Source organism: Sandarakinorhabdus sp. (genome assembly GCF_051860625.1).
Taxonomy (GTDB): Bacteria; Pseudomonadota; Alphaproteobacteria; order Sphingomonadales; family Sphingomonadaceae; genus Sandarakinorhabdus.
This window is the reverse complement of the sequence record NZ_JBHYDQ010000001.1, coordinates 1-25214: the sequence shown is the minus strand read 5'-3', so window position 1 is coordinate 25214 and position 25214 is coordinate 1. Positions and strand designations below refer to the sequence as shown.

Genomic DNA, 25214 nt, shown 5'->3' with positions numbered 1-25214 from the left:
CTTAACAAACGCAAGAGCCTGCGCAACCTGTCCTAACGGTCGAGACCCAAGGCCGGCAGGTCGGCTGTGGCCGCCGCCAGATCGGCGTGGGCGACGATCTGCCGGAAGGCCGCATCCAGCCGGCGCACCTGCGCGTCGGCCGCGGCTTCCTCGCGCAGATTGACCAGGAAGAAATCCGACGCGCCTTCCTGAAAGCGCCGGCGCTCGGCATTGGCCATCAGCAGTGCGCGATCCTGTTCATCGATGGCGATGCCAAGCAGGCGCAGCGATTGCCGCGCCGCGATGGTCAGCCCGATGATCTCGGCGCGGATCTGGTCTTCCAGGAACCGCCGGCGCTGCTGAAAACCTTCGATATCCGCCGTGGTCTGGCCCAGCCGCCCGCGTGCCGTGCGCTGCTGCAGCGGCACCGACAGGGCAACCCCGACCTTGCTTTCCAGCCCGGTGTAATTGATGTCGCCAACGCCGGCCGCGCCGACATATTGATTGACCTCGGCCTTCAGGTCCAACCGCGGCAGGAAAAAATTGCGGTCCAGCGCCAGCTTGGTGCGGGCCTGGGCGATGCGCACATCCACCAGCCGCAGATCGGGCCGGCTTTCCAGCGCCGCCATCGCATCTTCGGCCAGCGGCAGCGGCGGCGCCAACTGCGGCGGCAGCCGTTCTGGCCCCGGCACGATCGTATTGCCATCATTGTCGCGCCAGAACAGGGAAAGGATCACGGCCGCCTGTTCCAGCGCCTGTTCGGACTGCACCACCAAGGTCTGGCGGCGCAGGATATTCTGTTCATTCTCGGTCAGCAGAATGGCCGGGCGCAGGCCTTCGCTGACCTGGCGCTTGAACCCGGCCTGGCGATCCAGCGCCAGCTTGAGCAGCCCCTTGTAAACCGCCACGCGCTGCCCGGCGATCACCCAGTTGTTCCAGGCGGCGATGGCCCGCGCCTGCACGCCGATTGCCACCATCAACCGATCATTGTCGGCCAGCACGACATCGGCGCTGGCGATGGCGCGATTGAAGCGGCGTTCGTCGATGTCGCGATCGCGCAGCAGCGAAAACAGCGTGCCGGCCGTGATGCGCCCGGCTCGCGCCGTGAAATTATCGGCCTGATAGCTTGGGAAATCGCCGCGCGAGACATCATAGCCGGCATAGATATTGCCGCCATTGTTGGCGAGCGGCTGGAACACCCGCGCGCCGACATTGGCGCCGTCATAATAGCCGGTGGGGCGGATATCGGCCTGCGCGCTGAACAGCGTGTCGAACGCGCCTTCGGTGGTCAGCACGCGGGCTTCGGCACCGCGCACCCGGGCCAATGCCTCCAGCACCTGCGGCGCATGAAAGCGGGAGGTGGCCAGCACCTCATCCAGCCGCAGCGGCGCGGTGGTGGCCGGCAACGGCTCCGCAGCGGCGCGGGCATCAGCCTCCAGCGCGCGGCGGCTTTCCGCCAATTGCCGTTGCACAGCCACGGGCTGCGCAACCGCGACCGCCGGCAGCAATATCGCCAACCACAGCAACAGTTTATTTGGCAGTGGCATTGGCCTCGCCGCCCCCGCCCATCGGCGCATCACCATTCACGGCGGGCGTTGCGCCGGGGCGGGTGAATTGCAGCGGGAAGTCATTCAGCACCCGCCACAGCTCGAACCAGATCGGCACGGTGTTCATCTGCACCCAGCCGCGCACCTTGGCGCCCAGCCGGACCGATCGCTCGTCGGGCCAGGGATCACGGTCAGGGCTTTCGGTAACCAGAACGCGGAACAGGCCGTTGGGGGAGGCATTCTGGTCCATCGCGGCCACCTGCCCGTCGAAAAAGCCCTTGGCCACCGACGGCCAGCCGGAAAACTGGATCGCCGGCCAACCTTCGAATTCCAGCCGCACGCGCCGGCCGATGGTGATCAGCGGGATGTCGCGGCCATCCACATAAAGCTCGACCACCCGGCGCGACTGTTCCGGCACGAAGGTTGCCAGCACATCGCCCTGCTTGACGATGGTGGCGCTGTCGATGCTGGTCACGCGCATGATGCGGCCATCGCGGGGTGCCGTGATGGTCTGTTCGGATTGGCGGCTGATGCTGACGTCGATCCGGTTGATCTCGGCCCGCGAGGCTGCCAGCTTGGCGGCATAATCGGCGACCTTGATCTGGGCCAGTTCCATGTCGCGCCGCGCCGCCAGGCCTTCGGCAAACAAGGTGCGCATGCGCGCCACATCCCGTTCGGCCGTGTTCATCGCCGCCTGTGTCGCGGCCAGTTCGGCCAGTTTCTGATCCCGTTCCGCCCGCAGCCGGTTCAGCAGATTGGGATCGATGTCGATCACCTTGGCAATCGGATCACCCGCGCGCACGCGGGCGCCATCGGTGACATACCAGCGGTCCAGCCGGCCGGGCACCAGCGCCGTGATATTCTGCTGGCGGTCGCGCGGATCAAAGGCGATCACCTGCCCGGCGCCCTGTGCCGTCTGCACCCATGGCACCAGCGTGATGAACAGCAGCGTGATCACGATGGTCGCCACCACCAGACGCGCAAAAAACTTCATCACAGGCGGCGGATTCAGGCTGCGCAAGGTCGGAAAATGGCCTTGAGGGATGGTCACCGGCTTAGTTGCCATCTTCGGTCTCCCGGCCGGCACTGCCGCGGATGGCATCGAATTTGTCGCGATCGTGGCTGATCAACTGGATGTCCAGCCCCAGCCAAAGATACCCGTCCAGCGTCAGATCCTCGGGGCGGTTGCTGAAATACAGGATGGTGGTGTCGGTGGTGCGGAAATGTTCGATCACAGCCTTCAACCGGGGCCGCGATACGGTGTCGAACAGCGGCGACATCACCAATATGCGCGGTTCCGAAAGGATCGCGGCAGCCAGTTTCAACTGCATCATCTTGGCGATGGTGAACGGCGCACCGGTGGTCGATAACTTCGTATGGATGCCGTCCGGCAGGAACGCCAGCCGGTCTTCCAGGCCAACCAGCCGCAGTGCCATCATCTGATCGGCCGCATTCTTGTCGGGATTCGCCAACCGCAGATAATCGGCAATCGTCGATTCCACGATGGTGGCACGATCGAGCACAATAATGTCGGACCGCACGGCAAGCGGGTCCATCAGCGCGATATCCACGCCGCCCAGCGTGATCAGGCCGGATTCCGGGCGCTCCAGCCGCTTCAGCAGTTCGGCAAACTCACGCTCCATGCCCGGCACGCCCTGGCAAACCAGCCGGCTGCCCTGTGGAATTTGCAGGTTTATCTCGCAAGGTCCGGCGGCCATCGTGAAGCGCACCCGGTTCATGGCAAGCGCGCCGCCCCGCGGTGCCGACAGATTGGCGGCCGCTGGCGCCTCCTGCCTCAGGCCATAGAGCAGCGCCAATTCCTCGATGGAGGCCACCAGATCGTACCAGTCATCCAGATAGGAATAGAGATTGTTCATGCCAGTAAAGACGCCAGCCAGAATCAGCTCGGCTGCCACCAATTGCCCGATCGACAATTGCTCTTGAATCACCAGCCAGCCACCCAGCGCCAACAGTCCGGCACTGGCTGCCGCATATAGAAAATATAGCGCGATAGTCTGTGGGAATTGGTAACTGAATTGCTGGGCGTGCGCCTTTACATAGTTGGCGGTCACCTGTTCGGCCTTGTTCAGTGCGTAATCGATGTGGCGGGCCGATTTGTAGAAGCCGTTCGATGCGCCAACGGTTTCGAGGAAATGCGCCGCATTATATTTTTCGTGGCTGAGAATGATCGAGCTCTTCATGGCGCCGCGCGACCAGATCGCCCACACCATGTACAACAGGCCGATCAGCACCAGATTGAAGGCCAGAAAAAACGGGTGATAAAAGGCGGTGACCACAAAGCCGACCAGCATTGCCAATATGACGGTGAAGCCGCCGATCAGCAGGGACGGCACCGCCTTTTGCATGTTGACCAGCTCGAAATAACGATTGAACAGATCGATGCGCCGATCATCCTGAAAAAACGGGTCGGCGGCGTTGATCGCTCGCATCGTCACATCGGCGACCAGCCGCGCCATGAAGCGGCGGCGGTACATTTCCATCAGATGGATGCGCAGCACCGACAGCAGGCCGGAAATGATCAGCAGCGCGAACAGCAGCGCCGCCAGCGTGAACAGCGGCACCACCAGCGCGGTATTGGCCAGGCTGTTGATCAGCAGTTGTACCGAAATCGGCACCGCCAGGCCCAGCAACGAAATGCCAACGCCATAAATGATCGCCAGCCAGAAATAATTTTTTTCTGGCCAAAGGATCTCCTTCAACCAGCGGTAGACCAACCGGTTGAGATCCATCTGGGCAAGATCGTGGACAGCCATGCGTCTCCTGTCGCCGAATCCGGGCGTTGCGGCAACGATGTAGGGTGCAACCCCCGGTTTTGCCAAGGCTGGACGGTGAAAAAGATTACGCTGACGTAATGTCAAATCCTGCAATCAAGCCAGACCGTGCAGCCCCACCGCAAGCCGGTCGGCGATCTCGTCGATCTGCGCTGCATCGATAATCAGCGGCGGTGACAAGGCGATGATATCGCCGGTCACCCTGATCAACAGGCCGGAATCGAACATGGCGCGAAACAGCGCCTGGCCGCGCGCGCCGGGCTGCCCCGCGATGGGGACCAATTCGATGCCCGCCACCAATCCGAAATTGCGCACATCAATCACATGCGGCAATTCGCGCAAGGCGTGCAGCGCCGTTTCCCAATGCTGTTCCAGGCTGTGCGCCCGCGCGAACAGGCCTTCATCGGCGTAAGTCTCCAGCGTGGCGAGTGCCGCGGCGCAGGCCAGCGGGTGCGCGCTGTAGGTATAGCCATGGAACAATTCGATCCCCGGCGCGTCGCCGGCGCCGTGCACGATCCCGTCATACACGTGGCGGCCCGTCGCCACCGCCCCCATCGGCACCGCAGCGTTGGTCAGGCCCTTGGCCAGGCAGATGATGTCCGGCGTGACGCCAAACCGCTCCGCTGCCGTGGCCGCACCAAGCCGGCCAAAGCCGGAAATCACCTCGTCGAAGATCAGCAATATGCCATGCTGGGCCGTGATGGCGCGCAGCCGTTCCAGATAGCCCACGGGCGGCACCAGCACGCCGGTCGATCCGGCCAGCGGCTCGACGATCACTGCCGCGATGGTATCGGCGCCGTGCAGGGCGATCAGCGCCTCCAGCCGGTCAGCCAGTTCCGCCCCATGCGCCGGCTGCCCACGCGAAAAGGCATTGCGCGCCAAATCATGTGTGTGCGGCAGATGATCGGTGCCGGGCAGGCCGGGCCCGAAGGCGCGGCGGTTTGACAGGATGCCGCCCACCGAAATGCCGCCAAAGCCGACGCCATGATAGCCGCGCTCCCGTCCGATCAGCCGCGTGCGCTGGCCCTCGCCGCGCGCCCGCCAATAGGCCAGCGCGATCTTCAGCGCGGTATCGACGCTTTCCGAACCGCTGTTGGTGAAGAAGATGCGGTCCAGCCCGTCGGGCATGATGTCCGCCAGCCGCGCCGCCAACTGGAACGCCGCCGGATGCCCGACCTGGAAACTCGGCGCGAAATCCATCAATTCCGCCTGTGCCTTGATGGCGGCGGTGATGCGCTCGCGGCCATGGCCGGCATTCACGCACCACAGGCCGGCAGTGCCATCCAGCACCTGCCGGCCATCGGCGGCGGTGTAATGCATGTCCTTCGCCGCCACCAACTGGCGCGGATTTGCCTTGAAATAGCGGTTGTCGGTGAACGGCATCCACCAATTCGACAGATCATTGGGGGCCGGAGCTGAAGCGTTCGGGGCCACGGCGGCTCAGGCCTTGGCCAGCAATTTCTCGATCTGGCTGCCCAGCGCCTCGGGCTTGGTCGCTGATCCGAACCGTTCCTGCACCTGGCCTTTGCCGTCGACCAGGAACTTGGTGAAATTCCATTTGATCGCTTCGGTGCCGAGCAGGCCGGGCGCCTGTTTCTTCAGCATCTGGAACAACGGGTGCGCCTTGTCGCCATTCACATCGATCTTGGCAAACAGCGGGAAATCGACATCATAGGTCAGCTTGCAGAAATTGGCGATTTCGTTGGCATCGCCCGGTTCCTGCGCGCCGAACTGGTTGCAGGGGAAGCCGAGCACGGCAAAGCCCTTTGGCCCATATTGCTTGTGCAGCGCCTCCAGCCCGGCATATTGCGGAGTGAAGCCGCATTTGCTGGCAGTGTTGACGATCAACAGCACCTTGCCTTCGAAATCGCGCATCGACACCTCGCGGCCATCGATGGTCTTCGCGCTGAACTCATAGACGCTCGACATATGCCTCTCCCTTACCGGCCAGCCAGCGCCGCCACGAAATGGCGCCGGCACAACGCCACGTAACGATCATTGCCACCAATTTCGGTCTGCTGGCCAGTGGTCACCGCGCGGCCGGATGCGTCAATGCGCAAATTCATTGTCGCCTTGCGCCCGCAGTCGCACACGGCCTTCAATTCGCTCAGCGTATCGGCCAGCGCCAGCAGCCATTGGCTGCCTTCGAACAGGGCGCCCAGAAAATCAGTGCGCAGGCCATAACAAAGCACCGGAATGCTCAAGTCATCGGCCACCCGCGCCAATTGCCACACCTGGGCTTTTGTCAGAAACTGTGCCTCATCCACCAGCACACAATGCTGCGGCGTCACGGCATGGGCCGCGCTCACCTCGGCAAACAGGTCGGTGTCGCCGGCAAAGGCCTGCGCCGGCGCCGATAGCCCGATGCGCGACGCGATCACGCCGGTGCCCGCCCGATCATCGATGGCGGCGGTGAACAGCAATGTGTTCATGCCGCGCTCGCGATAATTGAAACTGGCCTGCAACAGCACCGTCGATTTGCCGGCGTTCATCGAGGCGTAATAGAAATAGAGCTTGGCCAACACGCACCTCTTGGGCGTGTTCATGCGCGTGGCCAGGCCCGCAGGTCAACTCACCTGTTGCCGCCGATGAAATCGCCGAACTCGCCCAGGATGCTGCCTTCGCCGCGGTTGCCGCCGCGGCCGGCAGCGGCCTGCAGCATGCGCCCGGCCAGGCGGCTGAACGGCAGCGACTGGATCCACACCTTGCCCGGCCCGGTCAGCCGCGCGAAAAACACGCCCTCGCCGCCGAACAGCATGGATTTCACACCGCCCACCGTCTCCAGATCGAAATTCACCGACGGCGTGTAGGCCGCGACACAACCGGTATCGACATGCACCACCTCGCCCGGTGCCAGGCTGCGTTCGATCACGGTGCCGCCCATCTGCACGAACACCCAGCCATCGCCGTCCAGCTTCTGCATGATGAAGCCTTCGCCGCCGAACAGGCCGGTCATCACCCGGCGCTGAAACGCGACACCGATGGACACGCCCTTGGCCGCCGCCAGAAACGCATCCTTCTGGCAGATCAACGTGCCGCCGATGCTGTCCAGCTTGATCGGCAGGATGTGGCCCGGAGTCGGCGCGGCAAAGGCCACGCGAGCCTTGCCGCGGCCATTGTGGGTGAACACGGTGGTGAACAGGCTCTCGCCGGTCAGCAGCCGCTTGCCGGCCCCAAGCAGCGCGCCCACAAAGCCACCCGATTGCCCGGAACCATCGCCAAAGATCGTCGCCATGCCGATGCTGGCATCTTTCCAAACCATCGCGCCGGCTTCGGCCACCGCGCTTTCACCGGGATCAAGCTCGATTTCCACGAATTGCAGCTCGTGGCCCTTGATCTCGAAATCAATGTCGTCGGCGCTGTTCTTGCTGCGGCTGTGCTGCCAGGGGTTGTTCATGGCGATGTCCTCATCTGGTTCAACCGCCCGAATGTAGGAGCAGTGTATTGCGCTGCCAAGACGCAGCCTACGGGAAATGCCGGAGCTTGCCGCTGACTGTGCAGCATGGCAGACGCTGCGCCATGTCGCGCCGCCATCCCGGCCTGTTGCTGATTGCGGCCTGTCTGGCGGCACTGGCGCTGCGCGTGATGGTGCCGGTGGGCTGGATGCCGGCCACCGGCAGCACGGGTGTTTCGTTGATCCTGTGCAGCGGCACTGTTTTGCCGGTCGATCCGCTTGCCGATCCGCAGCTGCCATCCAGCGACACCGAACTGTGTGATTTTGCGCTGGCGATCGGCCCGGCGTTGATCGCCAGAGCGTTGCTTCTGCCCCTGCTGGCGCTGCCGCTGTTGCCGGCACAATTGCCGCCGCCCGCGCGGGCCGTGTTGCGCCGCCACCGCCCGCGCCCGCTTGGCCAGGGGCCGCCACGCGCCTGAACCCATGCTGCGGCCAGGCGCATTGCTGTCGTGCCGCCCTGCCATTCCAGTTCAGGACATACCAATGAAATCCATGCTTCTGGCTGTGGCACTTGCCATGGCCATCCCGGCTGCCGCCCACGATTACAGCGTCGGCAGCCTGACCATCGATCATCCCGTGCTGCGCGTTGCCAGCCCGGTGTCGAAAACCGGTGCCGGCTTTCTGACGGTCACCAATCGCGGCCGCCAGGCAGACCGGCTGGTATCGGTGACCACCAGCGCATCCAGCCGCGCCGATCTGCATGGCACCATCCGGAACGGCAATGTCATGCAGATGCGCGCCCAAACCGACGGGGTGCCGGTGCCGGCGGGGGCCACGGTCACCTTCGCCCCCGGCGGCCTGCACGTGATGTTCATCGGCCTGAAGGCGCCGATGCAACCGGGTGCAATGTTGAAGGCCCGGCTGACCTTTGAAAAGGCCGGACCTGTGGACGTTGAATTCAAGACCGAAACCGCCGCAGGCGGCAACCATAAACACTGACAAAGGGAGAAACCCCATGAAGACGACGATGACCATGGCCGCTCTGGCGGCCATCGCGGCAGCGGCTCCGGCCGCTGCCCAGGATGCCCAGGTCGGCGAAAAGGCCTTTGTGCAATGCAAGGCCTGCCACAGCGTGGTGGCGGGGCAAAACCGCGTCGGCCCGTCGCTGGCCGGCGTGGTTGGCCGCAAGATCGGCACCTACGACAAATTCGCCTATTCCGCCGCGATGAAGACCAAGGGCGGCGTATGGACCGAGGCCAATCTGGATTCCTACCTCACAAAGCCGCAAGCTTATGTGAAGGGTACCAAGATGGCCTTTGCCGGCATTCCCGATGCGAAAAAGCGCAAGGATGTCATCGCCTATCTGAAAACGCTGAAGTAAGCGCAGCCGCTGCCGCCGCCGGCCGGGTCAGCCCAGCCGGCGGTTCAGCGTCAGGTTCAGCACATGGTTGTTGGCGTTGGGTCCGGGCCGGTTGATGTGCTGCACCATGTAACCGGCTTCGAAATTCATGCGCTTGGCCACGGGCTGCAGCCAGCCGACGAACAGGCGCTGCTGATCCAGACCATCGCGGGCACCCCAATCAGTGTCGTTGAACGCCACGAAGGTTTCCGCCCACACCAATGGCCCGGCGGTGCCCGGCCCTTTCAGGCCCTGGTGCCCGCGCCACAACATGCGCAGCCGCCAGCCGGTATCGTCGGCGCCCACAAAAGTCCGCTGCTCCAGCCGCCAGCGCGTGACCAGGATGAAGCCATTTTGCCGGCGCAGCACCGGCCCCATCACCTGCTGCCAGAACCGATGTTCGTCGCTGGTGACGCCCGGCGCCGGATTGTTATGCTGAAAATGATAGCCGGCATGGAAATCGATATCGTTCTTCGTGCGCACGCCCAACGCGACGCGGCCGATGATCTGCCCAACGCGGTCCAGATCGTTGGTCAGCCGCGGTTGCCCTTCGGCCCACAACAGCAACTTGCCGTCGATTGGCCCCTGAAACAACATGGTGTTCCAGCTCTGCACATCCTGCGCAGTGGCCGGGGCAGCGAGGATCAGGGCGGCCAGCAAGGCGGAACGATTCATCGCCTGCCACTGCCGCCGCAATATGGCAGTGGTGTGACTCAAGCCTTCAAAAGCGAGCTATCCAGCGGCATCCGCCGCAAGCGCACACCCGTGGCGGCAAAGATCGCATTGGCCAGCGCCGGCGCGACCGCCGGATAGGCCGGCTCGCCCAGGCCCGTCACCGGATAGTCAGGCGTCAGCATCGCCACCTCGATCACCGGCGTCTGATCCATGCGCGCCAGCGGCACATCACCGAAATTGCGCTGTTCGATGGCGCCATCGGCAAAGGTGATGGCCTGATGCTGGCAGGCGTTCAGCGCATCGAGGATGCTGCCCTGCACCTGGTTCATCGCGCCGGCGGGGTTGACGATCTGCCGGCCGATGTCGCCGGCGGCCCACACCTTGTGCACCTTCACGCTGCCGTCGGCGGCGACACTGGCCTCGATCACATTGGCGAAATAGCCAAGGTGGCTGAAATGGAACGCAATCCCCAGCCCGGTGCGCGCCGGCAATTTGCGGCCCCAGCCGGCCATGGCGGCGGCCTTGTCGAGCACGGCGCGCATCCGCCCGGTGTTATAGGCGCCGCGCTGATTGGGATCGCCGATGATGCGGGGTGCGCCCAGAAAGTCGCGGCGGAACTGCAACGGGTCCTTGCCGGCGGCATGCGCCAGTTCATCGATGAAGCCCTGCGTGACGAAGCCAAAGGCATTGTTGGCCGGCGCCCGCAAAAAGCCGGTGGTGTGGATCAGCGGCAGCACCGTGGCGCCCAGCCGGAAATCCTCGACGATGCCGGCCGGGAAATCGGTGGGGCCGATGCCGGCGGCACGGGCGAACTTGCCGTCGCGGCCGTGGCTGACGAAATGGTTGTTCCAGGCAATGCAGCGCCCCTGCGCGTCCAGCCCGGCCTCCAGGAAATGCCAGCCGCCGGGGCGCAGAAAATCCTGCGTCACATCATCTTCGCGCGTCCAGGTCAGTTTTACCGGCCGGCCGGCCTGCCTGGCGATGGCGGCGGCCTCCACCATATAATCATTCTGCAGCCGCCGCCCGAAGCCGCCGCCCACGCGCATCATATGGATGGTGATATTTTCCGGGGGCACGCCCAAGGTTTTTGCCACCGCCGCGCGCCCCGGTTCCGGATTCTGTGTCGGCGCCCAGATTTCCACCTTGTCACCCGTGACGCGCGCCGTGCAGTTCATCGGCTCCAGCGGCACATGCGCGATGAAGGGATAGGCATAATCGGCGGTCACGCGCTTGGCAGCGCCGGCCAGCGCGGCAGCCACATCGCCGCTGCTGTGCACGGCCATGGCGGGCGGCTTGGCCTTGGCCTCGGCCGCAAGTTTCTCCCAGGTCGCCGTCGATTGGAACGCCGCCGGGCTGTCGGTCCATTGCACATTCAGCGCATTGCGGGCGCGCTGCGCATGCCAGGTCGTGTCGGCAATCACCGCCACGCCGGCGCTCAGCCCTTCATATTCGTCCGTCCCCGTCACGATGAACGCATCGCGCACCCCGCTCATCGCCTTGGCGCGGGCCAGATCGGCGGATTTCACCTTGGCGCCCTGCACCGGCGGCTTGTGGAACGCGGCGTGAGCCAAGCCGGGCAGCACGGCATCGATGCCATAATCCTGTTTGCCGGCCACGATGGTGCGATTGTCCACCCCCGGCTGGAAGGTGCCGATCAGCTTGAAGTCCTTGGGGTTCTTCACTGGCACGCTGGCCGGATCGGGCGCGGGCAGGGCGGCGGCAGCGGCGGCGAACTGGCCATAAGGCGCCTTGCGCGACGTGCCATGCATCACCATCGCGCCGCGCGTCGTCAGTTCGGCGGCTGGCACGCCCCAGGCCGCGGCAGCGGCCTGCACGATCAGGCTGCGCGCCGAAGCGCCCACTTTGCGCATCGCTTCATATTGCGTCGTCATTGCCATCGATCCGCCGGCGACCTGGCGGCCATAGACCTTCGCGTCGGCCATGGTCGGCACCACCTCGACCATGGCCCAATCGGCGTCCAGCTCCTCGGCGATCACCATCGGCAGGCTGGTGCGGATGCCCTGGCCGATTTCGGGATTGCTGGCCATGATGCGGATGCGATTGTCCGGCGCGATCACCACCCAGGCGTTGAGTTGCCCCGCCTCAGCCGCTTCGGCCGATTGTGGGCTGATGCCCAGATACAGGCCACCGCCCGCCGCCGCGCTGGCAAACAGGAAATTGCGGCGGTTCATCTGGATGGTCATGGCTCAGGCCTTCAGAAGTTCGGTGTCGAACGGCAATTGCCGCAGGCGTTTGCCGGTCGCGGCAAAGATCGCCCCGGCCAGCGCCGGCGCCAGGCTGGGGTAGGCGGGCTCGCCCAGGCCGGTCGTGTGGAAATCGGTAGGAATGAACGCCACCTCCACCGCCGGCGCATCGCTCATGCGCGCCATGTGATAGTCGCCATAATTGCGCTGCTCCACCGCACCGTCGGCAAAGGTGATGCGCTGGCCCATCGCGGCACCCAGCGCGTCGATCACGCTGCCCTGCACCTGGTTTTCGGCGCCCGAAAGGTTGACGATCTGCCGGCCGACGTCGGCGGCCACCCAGATCTTGTGCACCGTCACGCTGCCATCGGCGGCGACGCTGGCCTCCACGACATTGGCGAAATAGCCGAGATGGCTGAAGTGGAAGGCGATGCCCATGCCGCGCCGCGCCGGCAGCTTGCGCCCCCAGCCGGCCATCGCGGCGGCCTTGTCGAGCACACCGCGCATCCGCCCGGTGTGATAGGGCGTGCCGCCGGCATCAGCCTTGACCTCGCCGCTGAACTCCTCGGCGATCGGAATGGCCCTTGGGTTGCCCAGCAGCGCGCGGCGATATTCCACCGCATCACGCCCCGCACTGTGCGCACATTCGTCGATGAAGCCTTGCGTGATGAAGCCGAACGCATTGTTGATCGGCGCGCGCAGCCAGCCCAGCGTGGAGGCCAGCGGCAGCACGGTCACGTCGGCGCGATAATCCCGGATCACGCCCGATGGAAACAGCGACGCATCGATGACGGCGGGCGGATCGAGCTTGCCGTCACGGCCATAGCTGATGAAATGATCCTGCCAGGCGGTGATGTTGCCGGCCGCATCCAATCCGGCTTCCAGCCGGTGCCAGCCACCGGGGCGCAGCCAGTCATGCGCGAAATCCTGGCCGCGATCCCAGGTCAGCTTCACCGGCACACCGGCCGCCTTGGCGATCACCGCGGCTTCCACAGCCACATCGTTCATCAGCCGCCGGCCGAACCCGCCGCCGGACCGCATCAGGTGGAGCGTGACATCCTCGGCTTTGAGGCCCAGCGCCAGTGCCACCATGCGGCGCGCGTCTTCCGGTGTCTGCGTCGAAAGCCACAGCTCGCACTTGCCGTCCTTGACGTGCGCCGTGCAGTTCATCGGCTCCAGCGCGGCATGGGCGATGAACGGATAGCTATAGTCGGCCGTCACGCGCTTGGTGGCCGCGGCCATCTTCGCCAGCGCATCGCCATGGTTGATGTAGCCAGGTTTTTGCGGGCCATCGCGCAGCGCCTTGGCGGCGGCTGCCTCCCAGGCTGCGGTGGATTGAAACGCCGCATCGCCGCCTTCCCAAACCGCGTTCAGCGCATCACGGCCCTTCAACGCCGCCCAGGTGGAATTGGCCAGCACGGCAATGCCTTGCGGCAGCACTTCGATGCCGGGCAGCGCCACGTCGATCTCGGTCTTCAGGTCGCGGCGCTCGGCAATGTCGATCACCGTCTGCACGCCCGGCACCGCCAGCGCTGCGGCCTTGTTGGCGCTTTTCAGCTTGCCGGCAAACACCGGCGATTTGGCATAGGCGGCATAGACCATGCCGGGCGGGCGGGCATCGATGCCGAACAATGGCTGGCCGGTGACGACGGCGCGATTGTCGACGCCGGGCACGCGCTTGCCCAGGATCTTGAACTGCGCCGGGTCCTTCAATTTCAGCGTCTCGGGCTTGGGCGGTGTGATCCCGCCGGCGGCTTCGGCAAACTGGCCATAGCTTGCCTCGCGGTTGCTGGCCTTGTGATAGAGGCGGCCGCTCGCCGTGGTGATCTCGCCGGCCGGCACGCCCCAGCCCTTGGCGGCGGCTTCGATCAGCATGGCGCGTGCCGAGGCGCCCAGCCGGCGCATGCGTTCGAACTGGGTGGGTGTCGCGCTCGATCCGCCGGCGATCTGCGCGCCATAGACGGCACGGTCGCCCGGCGCCTGCACCACCTTCACCTGGTCCCAATCGACGTCCAGTTCCTCGGCGATCATCATCGGGAAGCTGGTTTTCACGCCCTGGCCGATCTCCGGCTGGTGCGCAGTGATCTCCACGCTGCCGGTCGCCCGCACGATGACGAAGGCGGACAGGGCGCCCGGCACACTCGCCTTGGCACCGGAAAAGCGCCAGCCCAGCGAGAGCGCGCCGCCGGCCAAAACACTCGCCTGCAACACGGCGCGGCGGGTGGCGCTCATGCCACCGCCGCCTGCTTGATCGCCGCGCGGATGCGCGTGTAGGTGGCGCAGCGGCACAGATTGCCGCTCATCGCGGCATCGATATCGGCATCGGTCGGCTTGGGTGTGCTGCGCAGCAGCGCTTCGGCGGCCAGCAACTGCCCGGCCTGGCAATAACCGCACTGCGGCACATCCAGCGCCACCCAGGCATCCTGCAACTTGCGGCCCAGGGCGGACATCGACAGGCCTTCGATCGTGGTGATCTTGGCCGTGCCCACCGCCGAAACCGGTGTCTGGCAGCTGCGCACCGGCTCCCCATCCAGTTGCACCGTGCACGCCCCGCAGAACGACGCGCCGCAGCCGAATTTGGTGCCGGTCATCCCCAGCACGTCGCGCAGCGCCCACAGCAAGGGCATGTCGGGATCGGCCAAGACCTCAGTCGGCTTGCCGTTGATGTTCAGCTTCATGGCGATCCCTCCCCTGCGATACACGGCAGCATAGCGGCGGCGCAGCACCACGGCAATTGCGCGCGCGCGCCGTTGCCGTCACAAGGGCGCATGGCTGCACTTCCCCGGTCCATCATGATTGCAACGCCGATGTATGGCGGCCAATGCACGGGTGCCTATGTGCAGGGTCTGCTGCTGACCATGCAGCGCCTGCAGCAATTGGGCATCGGCGCCGGTTGGGGCTATATCACCAACGAGGCCCTGATCACCCGGGCCCGCAACGAGCTGGTGCGGCAGTTTCTGGCCAGCGATGATGACGTGCTGGTGTTCATCGATGGCGATCACGGCTTTGACGGCGATGCCATTGCGACCCTGATTGCCGGGGGGCGCGATATCGCCTGTGGCATCTGTCCCAAGAAACAGGTGAATTGGGACAGTGTGCGCCGCGCTGCCGAGGCTGGCCGGCTGGACGAACTCGCCGATCATGCCGGCAGCTTCGTGGTCAATCCGCTCAGCACCGCGCCGGCGCGGCCGGATGCGCAGGGCTTCATCGAAATCCGCCACGGCGGATCGGGGGTGATGGCGATCCGGCGCCGGGTGTTCGAAATCATGGCCCCGCATGTGCCGGTCTATCGCGTGTCGGCCGCGCGCCATGCCAATGGTGATTGGGTGCACCCGCCCGTGCACGAATTTTTCGCCACCAGCCACGACGCATCCGGCGTGTTGCTGTCGGAAGATTTTCATTTCTGCGAACGCTGGCGCCAATTAGGCGGGCAGGTCTTTGCCCAGCCGTTCCTGCGCTTCACGCATATCGGCCCCTATGTCTATTCCGGCGATATCAGCAAGAGCGGCGCCAACATCTCCTAGGCCCGATCAGACCCACGCGCTCCATAGCCGCGCCGTATTGGCGATGTCCTGCACGGCCACCCGGTCCCCCGGCTGCAGTTCCCGGCCGACCAACGTCACATCGGTTTCCCATCCCGCCGGCTGCGCAAAGCTGCGCCGTTGCACCACCGGCAGCTTCGACAGCATGTCCCGGCCCAGACGTTGCTCCACTGCATGTACATCGCGGACCAGTTGCAGCCGATAGGTGACGCCCCAGGAATAGATCTTCTCGCGGCTCACCACCACAAAGCTGCCGGGCGCCTCATCGTCAACCGCATGACTGTCGGATGGATTCGCAGCCGGCACCGGCTCAGCCTCAGGAGTGTCGATCATCACCGCTCCTGTCGGGCAGAGTGGGCGCGAAGTCCAGAGCTACTGCCGCAGGAACCGCAGATGACCCTGAAACTATGCTTAACCACAATGTTTCAATGTGATTCGTTAAACTTTGGCTGGCAATGCAACGGTTGCGAGGGTCGTGGGCGGCAAAGGCTGCGGTGATGTGGGTGCGCGCGGCGCAAATCACATCGCCGGCGGCAGGTCGGTCGCGCGCACGGACCCGATGGAGATTGCCGTGCTGAAACCGCGCCTGGCCCAGGATGAAATGCACAGATTGCAGGTGCTCAATGCGCTCAAATTGCTCGATTCCGGGCCGGACGAGCGTTTTGACCGGCTGACCCGCATGGCCAGGCGCCTGTTCGATGTGCCGATTGCGCTGGTCACGCTGGTCGATTTCAATCGGCAATGGTTCAAATCCTGCCAGGGCCTGTCGGTTTCGGAAACGCCGCGCGACGTCAGCTTTTGCGGCCACGCCATCCTGGGCGACGATGTGTTCGTGATCCCGGATGCCACCGCCGACGTGCGCTTCTTCGATAATCCGCTGGTTGCCGGCAGGCCGGATATCCGATTCTATGCGGGTTGCCCGCTGCGCGTGTCACGCAGCGTCAAGGTCGGCACGCTGTGCATCATCGACACCAGGCCGCGCACCCTCTCGGCCGAAGACATTGCCGCGCTGAAGGATCTGGCAGCGATGGTGGAGGATGAACTCGCGGCTTTCCAGGCAGCCACCACCGATGTGCTCACCGGCGTGTGGAACCGGCGCGGATTCCTGAATGTCGGGCAGAGCAGCATCGATTTCTGTGTCCGCCAGGAGCAGCCCGTCACCCTGACCTGCATCGATCTCGATGGCTTCAAGGACATCAACGACACCCACGGCCATGGCGAAGGCGATGCCGTGCTGCGCCGCATCGCCGACGGGATGGCGCAAACCTTTCGCAGTTCCGATGCCTTTGCCCGCATGGGCGGCGATGAATTCGTCGCGTTGATGCCCGGCGCCGGCGAAACCGATGCCCGCCTCGCCGTTACCCGGCTGCGCCGCTGGCTGCTCACCACCGAAGACCGGCTCGGCCTGCCCTATCGCACATCATTTTCCTGCGGTTGTGTCGTCCATGATCCGTATCACGATGCCACGATCGAGGATCTGATCACCCGCGCCGATGCCGCGATGTACCGCATGAAACAGCGGGCCCAGCAACAACAGGATCCGGTGCCCTTGCTCGGCCGGCTGCCGCTGCCGCTGCCGACCTGAAGCCGGCGATCAGGCCAGCGTTGTCCGCCGCCGGCGCACCCCAATCCGGCGCTGCGTTGCACCGACAAGGCCAAAGCCGGCAATCATCATCGCCCAGCTCGCCGGTTCCGGGATGGCGCCCACGCCGCCGCCGACATTGTCGGCAGTGATGGTGATGTTGTCGAATGCCGCATACCCGCCGCTCAACAGATCAATCTGCAGGGTGACATTGCCGTTCGTGTTGCCTGCTGCCGACAGCCCGCTGTTCACCGTGGTCCACAAAAAGCTGCTCTTCGACGTATTGAAGGGCGCGCTGGCATCCACGAACGACAGCGCCGTGCCTGTGCCGGTGCTGGCCGCGCCAGTCGGGTTGTCGAACAGGCTGAAACGGAAGGTCGGCGCCGCGCCTTGCGCCGGCACGAACGGCCCGCCGAGGCCGCTGAGATCGATGCTGGAAATATCGATCCGGAAATTCAGGAACTGCAGCGCACCGATGTTGAAAGACAGGCCGAGCCGATCATCCTGCACATCCGACAACATGCCCAGCGCATAATTGCCGCCGCGGCCGTCAGGATCGCTGTAGCCGGTGCCAAAGGCCTGTGTGCCGGTGATCAGCAAGGTTTCGACGGTACCGGACTGGGCAAACACAAAACCCGGCGGCTGGTTGGGGTAAAGATTATTGACAGGCGCGATACTGGCATCAATCCCACTGTTGGGAAATGACGTTGGCGACTCGAAATCCTGCTCGTACAAGGTCACCGATGCTGCCATCGCAGCACCCGGAACCAGACAAGCACAAGCAAACATTCCGGAATTTATCAGGATATTGCGCATCGCGTCTCTCCCTGTCTGTCAGCCATCGCCGGCTTGACACTATTAACCTTTCCGATTTGCGTTTGCATCGCAACCGGGTAGAATCCGTGACGTTGGTGGGAATGCGGTGAAGCGATCCTTCGGCCGCGACAAATTGAGGCTTGATTGCCCAACGCGCCGCCGCCGTTTAATCCCGGTTCATGATGTCCCGCCGCGCCCTCCTCAGCGTCTCCGCCCTGTCGGTGCTCACGGCCGCCTGCTCGCCGCTTGGCGTGCTGAACGGTGCCAACCGGCTGACGCCCGGCGATGGCGGCGTGAAGCGCATCGTCGATGGCGCCGCGTTCGGCAGCGACCCGCGCCAGCGGCTGGATGTGTGGGCGCCGGAAAACGCTACCGCCAGCCTGCCGGTGATCGTGTTTTTCTATGGCGGCAGTTGGAAAAGCGGGGACCGCGACGGCTATGGCTTTGCCGCCCGCGCGCTGGCGGCCAGGGGCTTTGTCGTGGTGGTGCCGGATTATCGCCTGGTGCCGCAGATACGCTGGCCGGCGTTCGTCGAAGATGGCGCGGCAGCGATGCAGTGGGTGGCGGCCAATATCGCGGCGCACGGCGGCGATCCGGGGCGCATCGGCGTGGTGGGGCATAGTGCCGGCGCGCATATCGCGTTGCTGCTGGCCCTCGATCGGCGCTGGGGCGTGGCCGACAGCATCAAGGCCGCCGTGGGCCTGGCTGGCCCTTATGATTTCCGCCCGTTCGAACCGGGCGGCGCGGCCGAGGCGGCATTGGGCAATGCCCCCGATCTGTCCGATACCCAGCCGATCCACTTCGCGCGCGCCGATGCGCCGGCGCTGTTGCTGCTGCACGGCGATGAGGACACGACGGTCAAGCCGCGCAACAGCACCCGCTTGGCCAATGCCGTCACCGATCTGGGCGGCCGTGCCACGACCAGGCTCTATCCCGGCATCGGCCATATCGGCATCTTGCTGGCGCTCTCCAAGCCGTTCCGCGGCAAGGCGCCGGTGCTGGAGGATGCGAGCGAATTTCTGCTGGCCCAGCTTACGCCCTGATCAACCCACCCATCGCTGGTGCGGGCGCCGCAGAAAACACCCGCCGCACCACCAGTTCCGGGTCCAGGCCGTACAAGTCCGCCACCGCGCCCGCGAACAACGCGTTCAGGCTGCTGGTCGGCATCAGATCACGGTCTTCGTGCAGGCGCGCCAGCCCTGGCTAGTCGCCGTGCACCGTGCCGCCCGCCACGCGCCCGCCGGCAAGCAGCGCCGCACTCGCCGTGCCATGATCGGTGCCGCCGGTGCCATTGGCCGCCACGGTGCGGCCAAACTCCGTCGCGGCAATCACCAGCGTGTTGCCCCACGCCGCGCCCAGTCCGGTCTTCAACGCCGCAAACACCGCATCCAGTTGCCGCAACTGCGCCGCCAGGCGGAACGGCTGCCCGGCATGCGTGTCCCACCCGCCCAGATCCAGCACCGCAATGCGCGGCCCGGCCGCATCGGCCAGCAACCGCGCCGCCGTGGTTGCCAATGCCGGACCATTTTGCGGGCCGGTCGTGTCGCCCGCACTGCCGGCCATCATTTCGGTCGCCACCGCATCGCTCCACAGCCGGTGCAGCAGCGGATCGCCTTCATACAGCGCCGCCACCCGCGCCTTCAGCCCGGCGCTGGCATCGGGCAGTCGGCTGGGCGCAAAGCTGGTCGCCGGCGCCGCGCCTTGCAGCAGGGCGGGCAATGTCGCCGAAATCGCCACGGGTGGTGGGGCGGGCGGCAGCAGCGGCAGCAGCCGGTTCAGCCAGCCATCCTTCACTGCATAAGCCGCGTTGCCGGCGGTCTCGAGGATGTTCTGCGCATCGAAATGACTGCGCTCGCGATAGGGGCTGGCGACCGCATGCACCACCGATGCCTCGCCAGCGGCGAACATGCCGGCAAAGCCCTTCAGCGCCGGATGCGCGGCGAAATCGCTGGTCAGCCTGATCAGCGCACCTTGCTGTTCCGGCGGCGTTGCCAGCGGGCCGCGCAGCCGCGCCAGCCGGGGATCATTCAACGGCGGGATCGCCGCCAGCCCGTCCATGGCGCCGCGCAGGATGATGAACACCAGGCGTTGTTCGGTGCCGGCCGCCGCCAGCGCCAATTGCGGATGCAGCGCCAGGCCACCGATGAGCGCACCACGGCCAAGAAGCGAACGACGATTGATCATCGGCGCAGGAACTCCGGGGAAACCAGCAACAGCGCCAGGCCCTCGGCCGGGCTTTCGGCGCGCGCGATGGCGGCGGCGGTGCTGGCAGACAATGTGCCGGGCAGCAATTTCGTCGCCATGGCCCGCGGATCGGCGCCACCGGCCAGTATCGCCATCCGCCCGGCCACATCCACCCGGCGCAGCAGCGCATCGGGCGCCGCCCAGCGCGCCGTGTCATCCGGCCACCCCGCTGGCGATCCCGGCCGCCACACCGGCTGGCCCAGTTCGTTCAGCATCAGCACCAGCCGCAAATCGGGCAGATCGCGCTTCGGCAGCGCGCGCGCCACCGACACGGTCCAGTCCCACGGCGTCTTGAATTTGCTCAGCGGCTGCGCCCAGGCTTCGGGCGCGGCAATCAACGCCCGGTACAGCGCGGGCAAATCGCCGCCACTCGCCTGATAGACCCCGGCCAATCGTGTCACCAGCGCTGGCGGCGGCTCATCGGCGACCAGATGCTGCGCCAGTTTGGTCGCCAGCCGCTGCGCGGTTTGGGGATGCACCGCCAGATCGCGCAGGATCGCCTTGGCCTGGGCGGCGCCGTCCTGCGCATAGCGCTTGCCGGCCACGGTGACGCTGCCCGGCTCATGCCAATTGGGTTGAAAGACGAAATCGCCATCAGGCGCTGGCACCCCTAATGGCCGCCGTACGAAGCCGCCCACGCTCCACCCCGTCAGCGCCCGCGCCAGCCCGGCGACATCGGCCTGCGTGTAATGGCCGGCGCCCAGCGTGTGCAGTTCCAGTATCTCGCGCGCCAGATTTTCATTGAGGCCCGGCTGCCGCGGTGCATTGCGGCGGCGTGCCGCTTGCGCCAGCAGGCTGTTCGGCCCGATCGATTGCGCCTGATCCAGGTAGAACATCATGCCGGGATGGCGCACTACGCTAAGCAGCAGATCGGCAAATTTGCCGCCGATGTTGGGGCGTATCGCTTCGAATTCCAGCGGCCCGCCCATGGTGGCCGTCGCCAATTTGTCGGTCGAGATCGCGAAATGATTGGCCCAGAAATGCACCAGCCGCTCGGCGAACGGCGTCGGGCCGCTGATCGCCAGCGCAAGCCGCGCCTGCACCTGCGCACCATAAGCGGCGCGAAAATCGCGACGGCGTTGCTGCTGATATTGCGCGGCGGCGGCTTCGGCCTCGGCACCGGACAGCGGTTCCGGATCGCCGGGCTGGGGCGGCAGGCCGCCGATGCCGACCCGGCGCAGCGCCTGCAGATTCTGGCGATACTGGATGGTCATGGCCGCGCCGCCGGGCAGGTTGGCGACAATTTCCGGGCGCGGATCGAACTGGTCGAGTTGCGCCAGCAGCCAGGCCTTGGGGTCGGCCGGCGGCGTCATCTCCGGCCTTGCGCCAAGGCCGAAGCGATTGAGGGCGATGGCCGTGCTGCTCATGCCGGCTTAACGGCTGGGGGCAGGGATTTCCCCCGCCTGCGCCGCCCTCGGATACAGGAAATCAATTCTGGTTGTGGAGATGCCCCTGTGGCCGGGAAACGCCACAGGGGCCATCCATCACATTGTCATCGACATCTTGTCGCGCGTGCTGCTGTGGCCGCCGCTACGATACAGAATGTCCTGCGCCGCCGAGCCATGGATCGGCGAATTGCTGGTATCTACCGACACGAAAATGCCGCCTTCGCCGACGCGGGTTTCATAATAGCGCGCATCGTCTTCGCTGACGCCATGATCGGTGAGCAGGCCGGCGAGACCACCGGCAGCGGCACCAACGGCAGCGCCGGTCAATGCGGCACCCGGCACGGCAACGGCCGCAATCGCACCGGCGGCCACGAACGGACCAACACCCGGAATGGCCAGCGCCGCAATGCCGAGTGCGGTGCCGATGCCGGCGCCAAGCGCGGTCTTGCCGACCACATCCTGCACGGCACCCGTCGTGTCGGTGCCATCGCCATCGGTGGTGCGGTTTTCACCGTCATGGCGCGCGATCAGCGAGATTGCCTTATTGTCGACGCCAGCACTGCGCAGTTCGGAAACGGCGCGTTCGGCTTCGGACTGTGTGTCGAATACGGCGGATACATAATGTTCGTTCATGGTCTGATCCTTCTTGGTTGTTGTGCGGCGCAAATGTGCGCTGCGGTCGATCACGCGGGGTGTGAAAGCCTGGTGCGCGAGCCGCTGTGGCCGCCGGCGCGATAAAGAATTTCCTGGGCGGCCATGGTTTCGACGGGGGCACTGCTGGTGTCCACCGACACGAAAATGCCGCCCTTGCCCAAATGGCTTTGGTAATATTCGGCATCGACATCATCGACGCCGCGATCCGCAAACACGCTGGCCAACGATCCGGCGGCCAGGCCAACGGCGGCCCCGGTGACGGCTGCGGCCGGAATGGCGGCCGACGCGATGGCACCGGCGGCAACCAGCGGGCCGACACCCGGAATGGCGAGTGCGGCAACGCCCAGTGCGGTGCCGACGCCGGCGCCGAGCGCGGCCTTGCCCAGAAAGCCCTGATTGCCATCCAAATCATTGCCTTCGCCGGCGCCATTGGTGGCGCTATGCTTGCCGTCATGTTGGGTGATCAGCGAAATTGCGCCGTCATCGATGCCGGCGCTGCGCAATTCGGAAACGGCGTGTTCGGCTTCGGACCGGGTGTCGAACACCGCCGATACATAGTGGTGGCTCATGACATTCTCCTTTCGGGAAACAGTGCAGGGTCAACCCGAACCGGCCCGTCCGGTTCCATCAGATCTGCGTGTGGGCGCCTGATTCCATTGCTGGCAGCGCCGCGATCTCGGCGGCGGTCAGCAGCGTGCGGATCACCTTGTTGTCGAGCGCCAACTGGCCAATCTCCAGCGCCACCATGCGCTCGCCGACCCCGCCGACGCCGCCGCTGCGAATGATGATCTGGCGGATGCTGGCGCTGTTGCAATCGACGATGGCTTCCACCGCCTTGCCGGCGGCATGACCGTGCGCATCGATGATCTCGCGGCCGAAAATGCCACTGGTCGGCAGCACGGCGGCTGGCCCGGCTTCCACGGCCTCGCCCACCGCCTGATAGCGCGCCTCCCGGCCCAGCCAGCGCCAGATGCCAACCAGATTGACCAGGGTCAGCACGCCGTTGGCCACCACCAGGCCCATCTGTTCGCCTTGCAGCCCGACAATCACCCAGCCGATCGACCCGAAGGTGAAGACCACAAAGCCCCACCCGGTCAGCCGCGCGCCCAGATTGGCCGCCGTCATCATCGCCGCCACCATGGTCGCGGCCGGCGCCACCCAGCCGGCGATGTCAGGCAAATTCATCGTGCCGCCTCGGGGCTGCAGCACCAGCTTGGTGAGGTCATCCTGATCGTTCAGAAACCGGTCATCGGCGGGCGGCGCCTTATCCAGACAACCGCGTCGCACCAGACCAGCGCGCTCTCGATATCGGTCATGGGATCAGCCTTTTGCCTGTGTCCCCGCCCAACCGCCGGCAGGCCGGCAAGTTCCGCCGCCACGCGCGCCTTTGCGGCACAGGCCCGATCCGCTCAGGCCGAGGGCGTGTGCCCCCCAACCGCCGCGAATTGGCAGCAGGGAACCATCCGGGCCTTCCCTGGTTACCACGCTGACAACCATTTTCAGGAGACCCAAGATGATCCGCATGTTTATCGCCGTTGCCGCCTCGTCGTTGGTGCTCGCCGGCTGTGGCGAAAAAGCCGCCGACACCGATCAGAATGTCGCAATGGCCGACGGTACCGCCGCCAATCCCGGCATGACCGCCGATGGCCAGGCGACGATGAACGGCACGGATGACCCGATGGCCGCCGACAGCCTCGCCAATGCCATCACCGGCGCCAACGATCCGCAGCAATATATCAACCAGGCGGCATCGAGCGATCAGTTCGAAATCCAGTCGAGCCAGCTGGCGCTGCAACAGTCCACGAATGCCGGGTTGCGTGAATTTGCGCAGCAGATGATCGAGGATCATCGCACCTTCACCCAGAAGCTGCAGATCGCCTCCACCGGCGCCGCGCTGCAGGCCCCGCGCACCGAAATGCTGGCCGCGCATCAGGCCAAGCTGACCGAATTGAAGAATGCCGGCGCCAACATGGATGCGCTGTATCTGGAACAGCAGCGGGAGGCCCATGCCGAGGCCATCGCCCTGCATCAGGCGATGACCAGCAACAATGCGGCACCGGCGCAGCTTGCCGGCTTCGCCCGCGAAGTGCTCCCGCGCGTGCAGGAACATGCCCGCATGCTGGATCAGATGAAGACCAGCCGATAAAGTCACTGGCACCTGCGCCGGGCGCGGGTGCCAGTCCGGACGGAACAGTTGGAGAGCGACGATATGTACAGGATCTTTGTCACGGCTGCGGCGTGTGCGTGGCTTGCCGGCTGCGGCGAACCCGTGCCCGACACCAACAGCACCAACACGGATACGGTCCAGCCGGTCGATGCCGCGCAGGGCAATATCATCGACCCCGTGACCACCCAAGGCGGTGGCGCAATGGCCGCGTCGCCCGCCGAGATCAACCGGGACGGCAATATCGGCCCTGGCGTCAACGTGGTGCTACCGGGCACCGCCCAGGATTATGTCGCCCAGGCGGCATCGGCCGGCCAGTATGAAATCCAGGCCAGCCAATATCTGCTCGATCAATCGAAAAATGCCTTCGTGCGCGCCTTTGCCCAGCAGATGGTCGATGATCATCGCGCGGTCAGCGCAAAACTGGCCACGGTGGCGCGCAACAATCAACTCACTGCGCCCGGCACCGAGCTCAGCGTCAAGCATCAGACCCAGTTGACCGAGCTGCGCGCTGCCCCCACCAACATCCTCGATCAGATTTACATCGCGCAGCAGCGCGGCGCCCATGTCGAAGCCATCGCCTTGCATCAGGCTGCCAGCGGGATCGACATGCCCGAAGCCGTGAAAGCCCATGCCCGCGAAACCCTGGTCGCCGTGCAAGGCCACGCCCGCATGCTGCGTGATCTCAACCCGGCCGCCTGAGGCGAAATTTTATAAAGGGACCATGGCATGCTGAACTTCGTTCGGCATTGATGGTCTAGGCTCCGTACTCAATAAGGTCTGGCGCTGACTGATGTTTGCTGATTCAAGGCTGTTGGAAGGGAGCCTTGGATG

At 65.2% G+C, this 25214-nt stretch carries 27 protein-coding genes; 8 read left to right on the top strand and 19 right to left on the bottom strand.

Annotation, left to right across the window (positions count from 1 at the left end):
* Positions 1-32: 32 nt before the first annotated feature.
* The 7 genes from ACTIEZ_RS00135 to ACTIEZ_RS00105 all read right to left on the bottom strand — a co-directional run bounded on the left by ACTIEZ_RS00135 (position 33) and on the right by ACTIEZ_RS00105 (position 7715).
* The gene (locus ACTIEZ_RS00135) at positions 33-1526 is read right to left on the bottom strand and encodes a TolC family protein (RefSeq protein WP_439544614.1); all 1494 of its coding nucleotides are present in this window, start codon (positions 1524-1526) and stop codon (positions 33-35) included.
* Positions 1510-2520, bottom strand: a complete 1011-nt coding sequence (locus ACTIEZ_RS00130; RefSeq protein ID WP_439544613.1) for an efflux RND transporter periplasmic adaptor subunit — start codon at positions 2518-2520, stop codon at positions 1510-1512. Before ACTIEZ_RS00130 ends, ACTIEZ_RS00135 begins: the two co-directional genes overlap by 17 nt.
* A 61-nt stretch (positions 2521-2581) precedes the next feature.
* The gene (locus ACTIEZ_RS00125; RefSeq protein ID WP_439544612.1) at positions 2582-4300 is read right to left on the bottom strand and encodes an ABC transporter ATP-binding protein; all 1719 of its coding nucleotides are present in this window, start codon (positions 4298-4300) and stop codon (positions 2582-2584) included.
* A gap of 114 nt (positions 4301-4414) precedes the next feature.
* On the bottom strand, positions 4415-5752 hold the full coding sequence (locus tag ACTIEZ_RS00120) for an aspartate aminotransferase family protein (RefSeq protein ID WP_439544611.1): 1338 nt from the start codon (positions 5750-5752) through the stop codon (positions 4415-4417).
* Positions 5753-5758: 6 nt separating this feature from the next.
* Positions 5759-6247: a glutathione peroxidase gene (locus tag ACTIEZ_RS00115; protein ID WP_439544610.1), complete on the bottom strand. Its 489-nt coding sequence runs from the start codon at positions 6245-6247 to the stop codon at positions 5759-5761.
* Between the two features lie 11 nt (positions 6248-6258).
* The gene (locus tag ACTIEZ_RS00110) at positions 6259-6840 is read right to left on the bottom strand and encodes a thymidine kinase (protein ID WP_439544609.1); all 582 of its coding nucleotides are present in this window, start codon (positions 6838-6840) and stop codon (positions 6259-6261) included.
* A 50-nt stretch (positions 6841-6890) separates the two neighbouring features.
* Positions 6891-7715 (bottom strand): TIGR00266 family protein, encoded by an 825-nt coding sequence (locus tag ACTIEZ_RS00105; protein ID WP_439544608.1) that lies wholly within the window; start codon positions 7713-7715, stop codon positions 6891-6893.
* A 122-nt stretch (positions 7716-7837) separates the two neighbouring features.
* Here ACTIEZ_RS00105 and ACTIEZ_RS00100 point away from each other — a divergent pair, with 122 nt between their 5' ends.
* The 3 genes from ACTIEZ_RS00100 (at position 7838) to ACTIEZ_RS00090 (ending at position 9093) form a co-directional block, all read left to right on the top strand.
* On the top strand, positions 7838-8191 hold the full coding sequence (locus tag ACTIEZ_RS00100; protein WP_439544607.1) for a hypothetical protein: 354 nt from the start codon (positions 7838-7840) through the stop codon (positions 8189-8191).
* Positions 8192-8255: 64 nt separating this feature from the next.
* Entirely contained in the window at positions 8256-8711 is a 456-nt protein-coding gene (locus ACTIEZ_RS00095; protein ID WP_439544606.1) for a copper chaperone PCu(A)C, read from the top strand.
* A 16-nt stretch (positions 8712-8727) separates the two neighbouring features.
* Positions 8728-9093: a c-type cytochrome gene (locus ACTIEZ_RS00090; RefSeq protein ID WP_439544605.1), complete on the top strand. Its 366-nt coding sequence runs from the start codon at positions 8728-8730 to the stop codon at positions 9091-9093.
* A gap of 27 nt (positions 9094-9120) precedes the next feature.
* Here ACTIEZ_RS00090 and ACTIEZ_RS00085 read toward each other — a convergent pair whose 3' ends face one another.
* The 4 genes from ACTIEZ_RS00085 to ACTIEZ_RS00070 are packed head-to-tail and all read right to left on the bottom strand — an operon-like array spanning position 9121 to position 14668.
* Positions 9121-9786 carry a DUF2490 domain-containing protein gene (locus tag ACTIEZ_RS00085; protein ID WP_439544604.1) on the bottom strand — a complete coding sequence of 222 codons (666 nt, stop codon included), beginning with the start codon at positions 9784-9786 and terminating at the stop codon, positions 9121-9123.
* A gap of 38 nt (positions 9787-9824) precedes the next feature.
* Positions 9825-11990 (bottom strand): molybdopterin cofactor-binding domain-containing protein, encoded by a 2166-nt coding sequence (locus ACTIEZ_RS00080; protein WP_439544603.1) that lies wholly within the window; start codon positions 11988-11990, stop codon positions 9825-9827.
* A gap of 3 nt (positions 11991-11993) precedes the next feature.
* Positions 11994-14222, bottom strand: a complete 2229-nt coding sequence (locus ACTIEZ_RS00075) for a molybdopterin cofactor-binding domain-containing protein (protein ID WP_439544602.1) — start codon at positions 14220-14222, stop codon at positions 11994-11996.
* The gene (locus tag ACTIEZ_RS00070) at positions 14219-14668 is read right to left on the bottom strand and encodes a (2Fe-2S)-binding protein (RefSeq protein ID WP_439544601.1); all 450 of its coding nucleotides are present in this window, start codon (positions 14666-14668) and stop codon (positions 14219-14221) included. Before ACTIEZ_RS00070 ends, ACTIEZ_RS00075 begins: the two co-directional genes overlap by 4 nt.
* 90 nt (positions 14669-14758) lie before the next feature.
* Here ACTIEZ_RS00070 and ACTIEZ_RS00065 point away from each other — a divergent pair, with 90 nt between their 5' ends.
* On the top strand, positions 14759-15514 hold the full coding sequence (locus ACTIEZ_RS00065; RefSeq protein WP_439544600.1) for a hypothetical protein: 756 nt from the start codon (positions 14759-14761) through the stop codon (positions 15512-15514).
* A 6-nt stretch (positions 15515-15520) separates the two neighbouring features.
* Here ACTIEZ_RS00065 and ACTIEZ_RS00060 read toward each other — a convergent pair whose 3' ends face one another.
* On the bottom strand, positions 15521-15865 hold the full coding sequence (locus tag ACTIEZ_RS00060; RefSeq protein ID WP_439544599.1) for a hypothetical protein: 345 nt from the start codon (positions 15863-15865) through the stop codon (positions 15521-15523).
* 238 nt (positions 15866-16103) lie between these two features.
* Between ACTIEZ_RS00060 and ACTIEZ_RS00055 the strand changes: the two genes are divergently transcribed.
* Positions 16104-17117: a diguanylate cyclase gene (locus tag ACTIEZ_RS00055; protein ID WP_439544598.1), complete on the top strand. Its 1014-nt coding sequence runs from the start codon at positions 16104-16106 to the stop codon at positions 17115-17117.
* A 9-nt stretch (positions 17118-17126) separates the two neighbouring features.
* Here the strand turns inward: ACTIEZ_RS00055 and ACTIEZ_RS00050 are convergent, their stop codons facing one another.
* The gene (locus ACTIEZ_RS00050) at positions 17127-17867 is read right to left on the bottom strand and encodes a PEPxxWA-CTERM sorting domain-containing protein (RefSeq protein ID WP_439544597.1); all 741 of its coding nucleotides are present in this window, start codon (positions 17865-17867) and stop codon (positions 17127-17129) included.
* A 242-nt stretch (positions 17868-18109) separates the two neighbouring features.
* On the opposite strand from ACTIEZ_RS00050, the gene ACTIEZ_RS00045 reads away from it, so the two are divergent.
* Positions 18110-18973 (top strand): alpha/beta hydrolase, encoded by an 864-nt coding sequence (locus ACTIEZ_RS00045; RefSeq protein ID WP_439544596.1) that lies wholly within the window; start codon positions 18110-18112, stop codon positions 18971-18973.
* On the opposite strand, the gene ACTIEZ_RS00040 is transcribed toward ACTIEZ_RS00045, so the two are convergent.
* From ACTIEZ_RS00040 to ACTIEZ_RS00015, 6 genes are all read right to left on the bottom strand, one after another.
* Positions 18963-19097: a hypothetical protein gene (locus ACTIEZ_RS00040; RefSeq protein ID WP_439544595.1), complete on the bottom strand. Its 135-nt coding sequence runs from the start codon at positions 19095-19097 to the stop codon at positions 18963-18965. The two genes, ACTIEZ_RS00045 and ACTIEZ_RS00040, sit on opposite strands and share 11 nt — an antisense overlap.
* A 36-nt stretch (positions 19098-19133) precedes the next feature.
* On the bottom strand, positions 19134-20114 hold the full coding sequence (locus tag ACTIEZ_RS00035; protein ID WP_439544594.1) for a DUF1501 domain-containing protein: 981 nt from the start codon (positions 20112-20114) through the stop codon (positions 19134-19136).
* Positions 20111-21541 carry a DUF1800 domain-containing protein gene (locus ACTIEZ_RS00030; protein WP_439544593.1) on the bottom strand — a complete coding sequence of 477 codons (1431 nt, stop codon included), beginning with the start codon at positions 21539-21541 and terminating at the stop codon, positions 20111-20113. The genes ACTIEZ_RS00035 and ACTIEZ_RS00030 overlap by 4 nt, the downstream gene beginning before the upstream one ends.
* Positions 21542-21658: 117 nt before the next feature.
* Positions 21659-22195: a hypothetical protein gene (locus tag ACTIEZ_RS00025; RefSeq protein ID WP_439544592.1), complete on the bottom strand. Its 537-nt coding sequence runs from the start codon at positions 22193-22195 to the stop codon at positions 21659-21661.
* Between the two features lie 50 nt (positions 22196-22245).
* A complete protein-coding gene (locus ACTIEZ_RS00020) occupies positions 22246-22785 on the bottom strand; it encodes a hypothetical protein (RefSeq protein ID WP_439544591.1) in 540 nt (179 codons plus the stop codon).
* 58 nt (positions 22786-22843) lie between these two features.
* A complete protein-coding gene (locus ACTIEZ_RS00015) occupies positions 22844-23401 on the bottom strand; it encodes a PRC-barrel domain containing protein (RefSeq protein ID WP_439544590.1) in 558 nt (185 codons plus the stop codon).
* Between the two features lie 328 nt (positions 23402-23729).
* Here ACTIEZ_RS00015 and ACTIEZ_RS00010 point away from each other — a divergent pair, with 328 nt between their 5' ends.
* Both ACTIEZ_RS00010 and ACTIEZ_RS00005 read left to right on the top strand, forming a co-directional pair.
* Positions 23730-24362: a DUF4142 domain-containing protein gene (locus tag ACTIEZ_RS00010; protein ID WP_439544589.1), complete on the top strand. Its 633-nt coding sequence runs from the start codon at positions 23730-23732 to the stop codon at positions 24360-24362.
* Between the two features lie 63 nt (positions 24363-24425).
* The gene (locus ACTIEZ_RS00005; protein ID WP_439544588.1) at positions 24426-25082 is read left to right on the top strand and encodes a DUF4142 domain-containing protein; all 657 of its coding nucleotides are present in this window, start codon (positions 24426-24428) and stop codon (positions 25080-25082) included.
* Positions 25083-25214 lie beyond the last annotated feature (132 nt).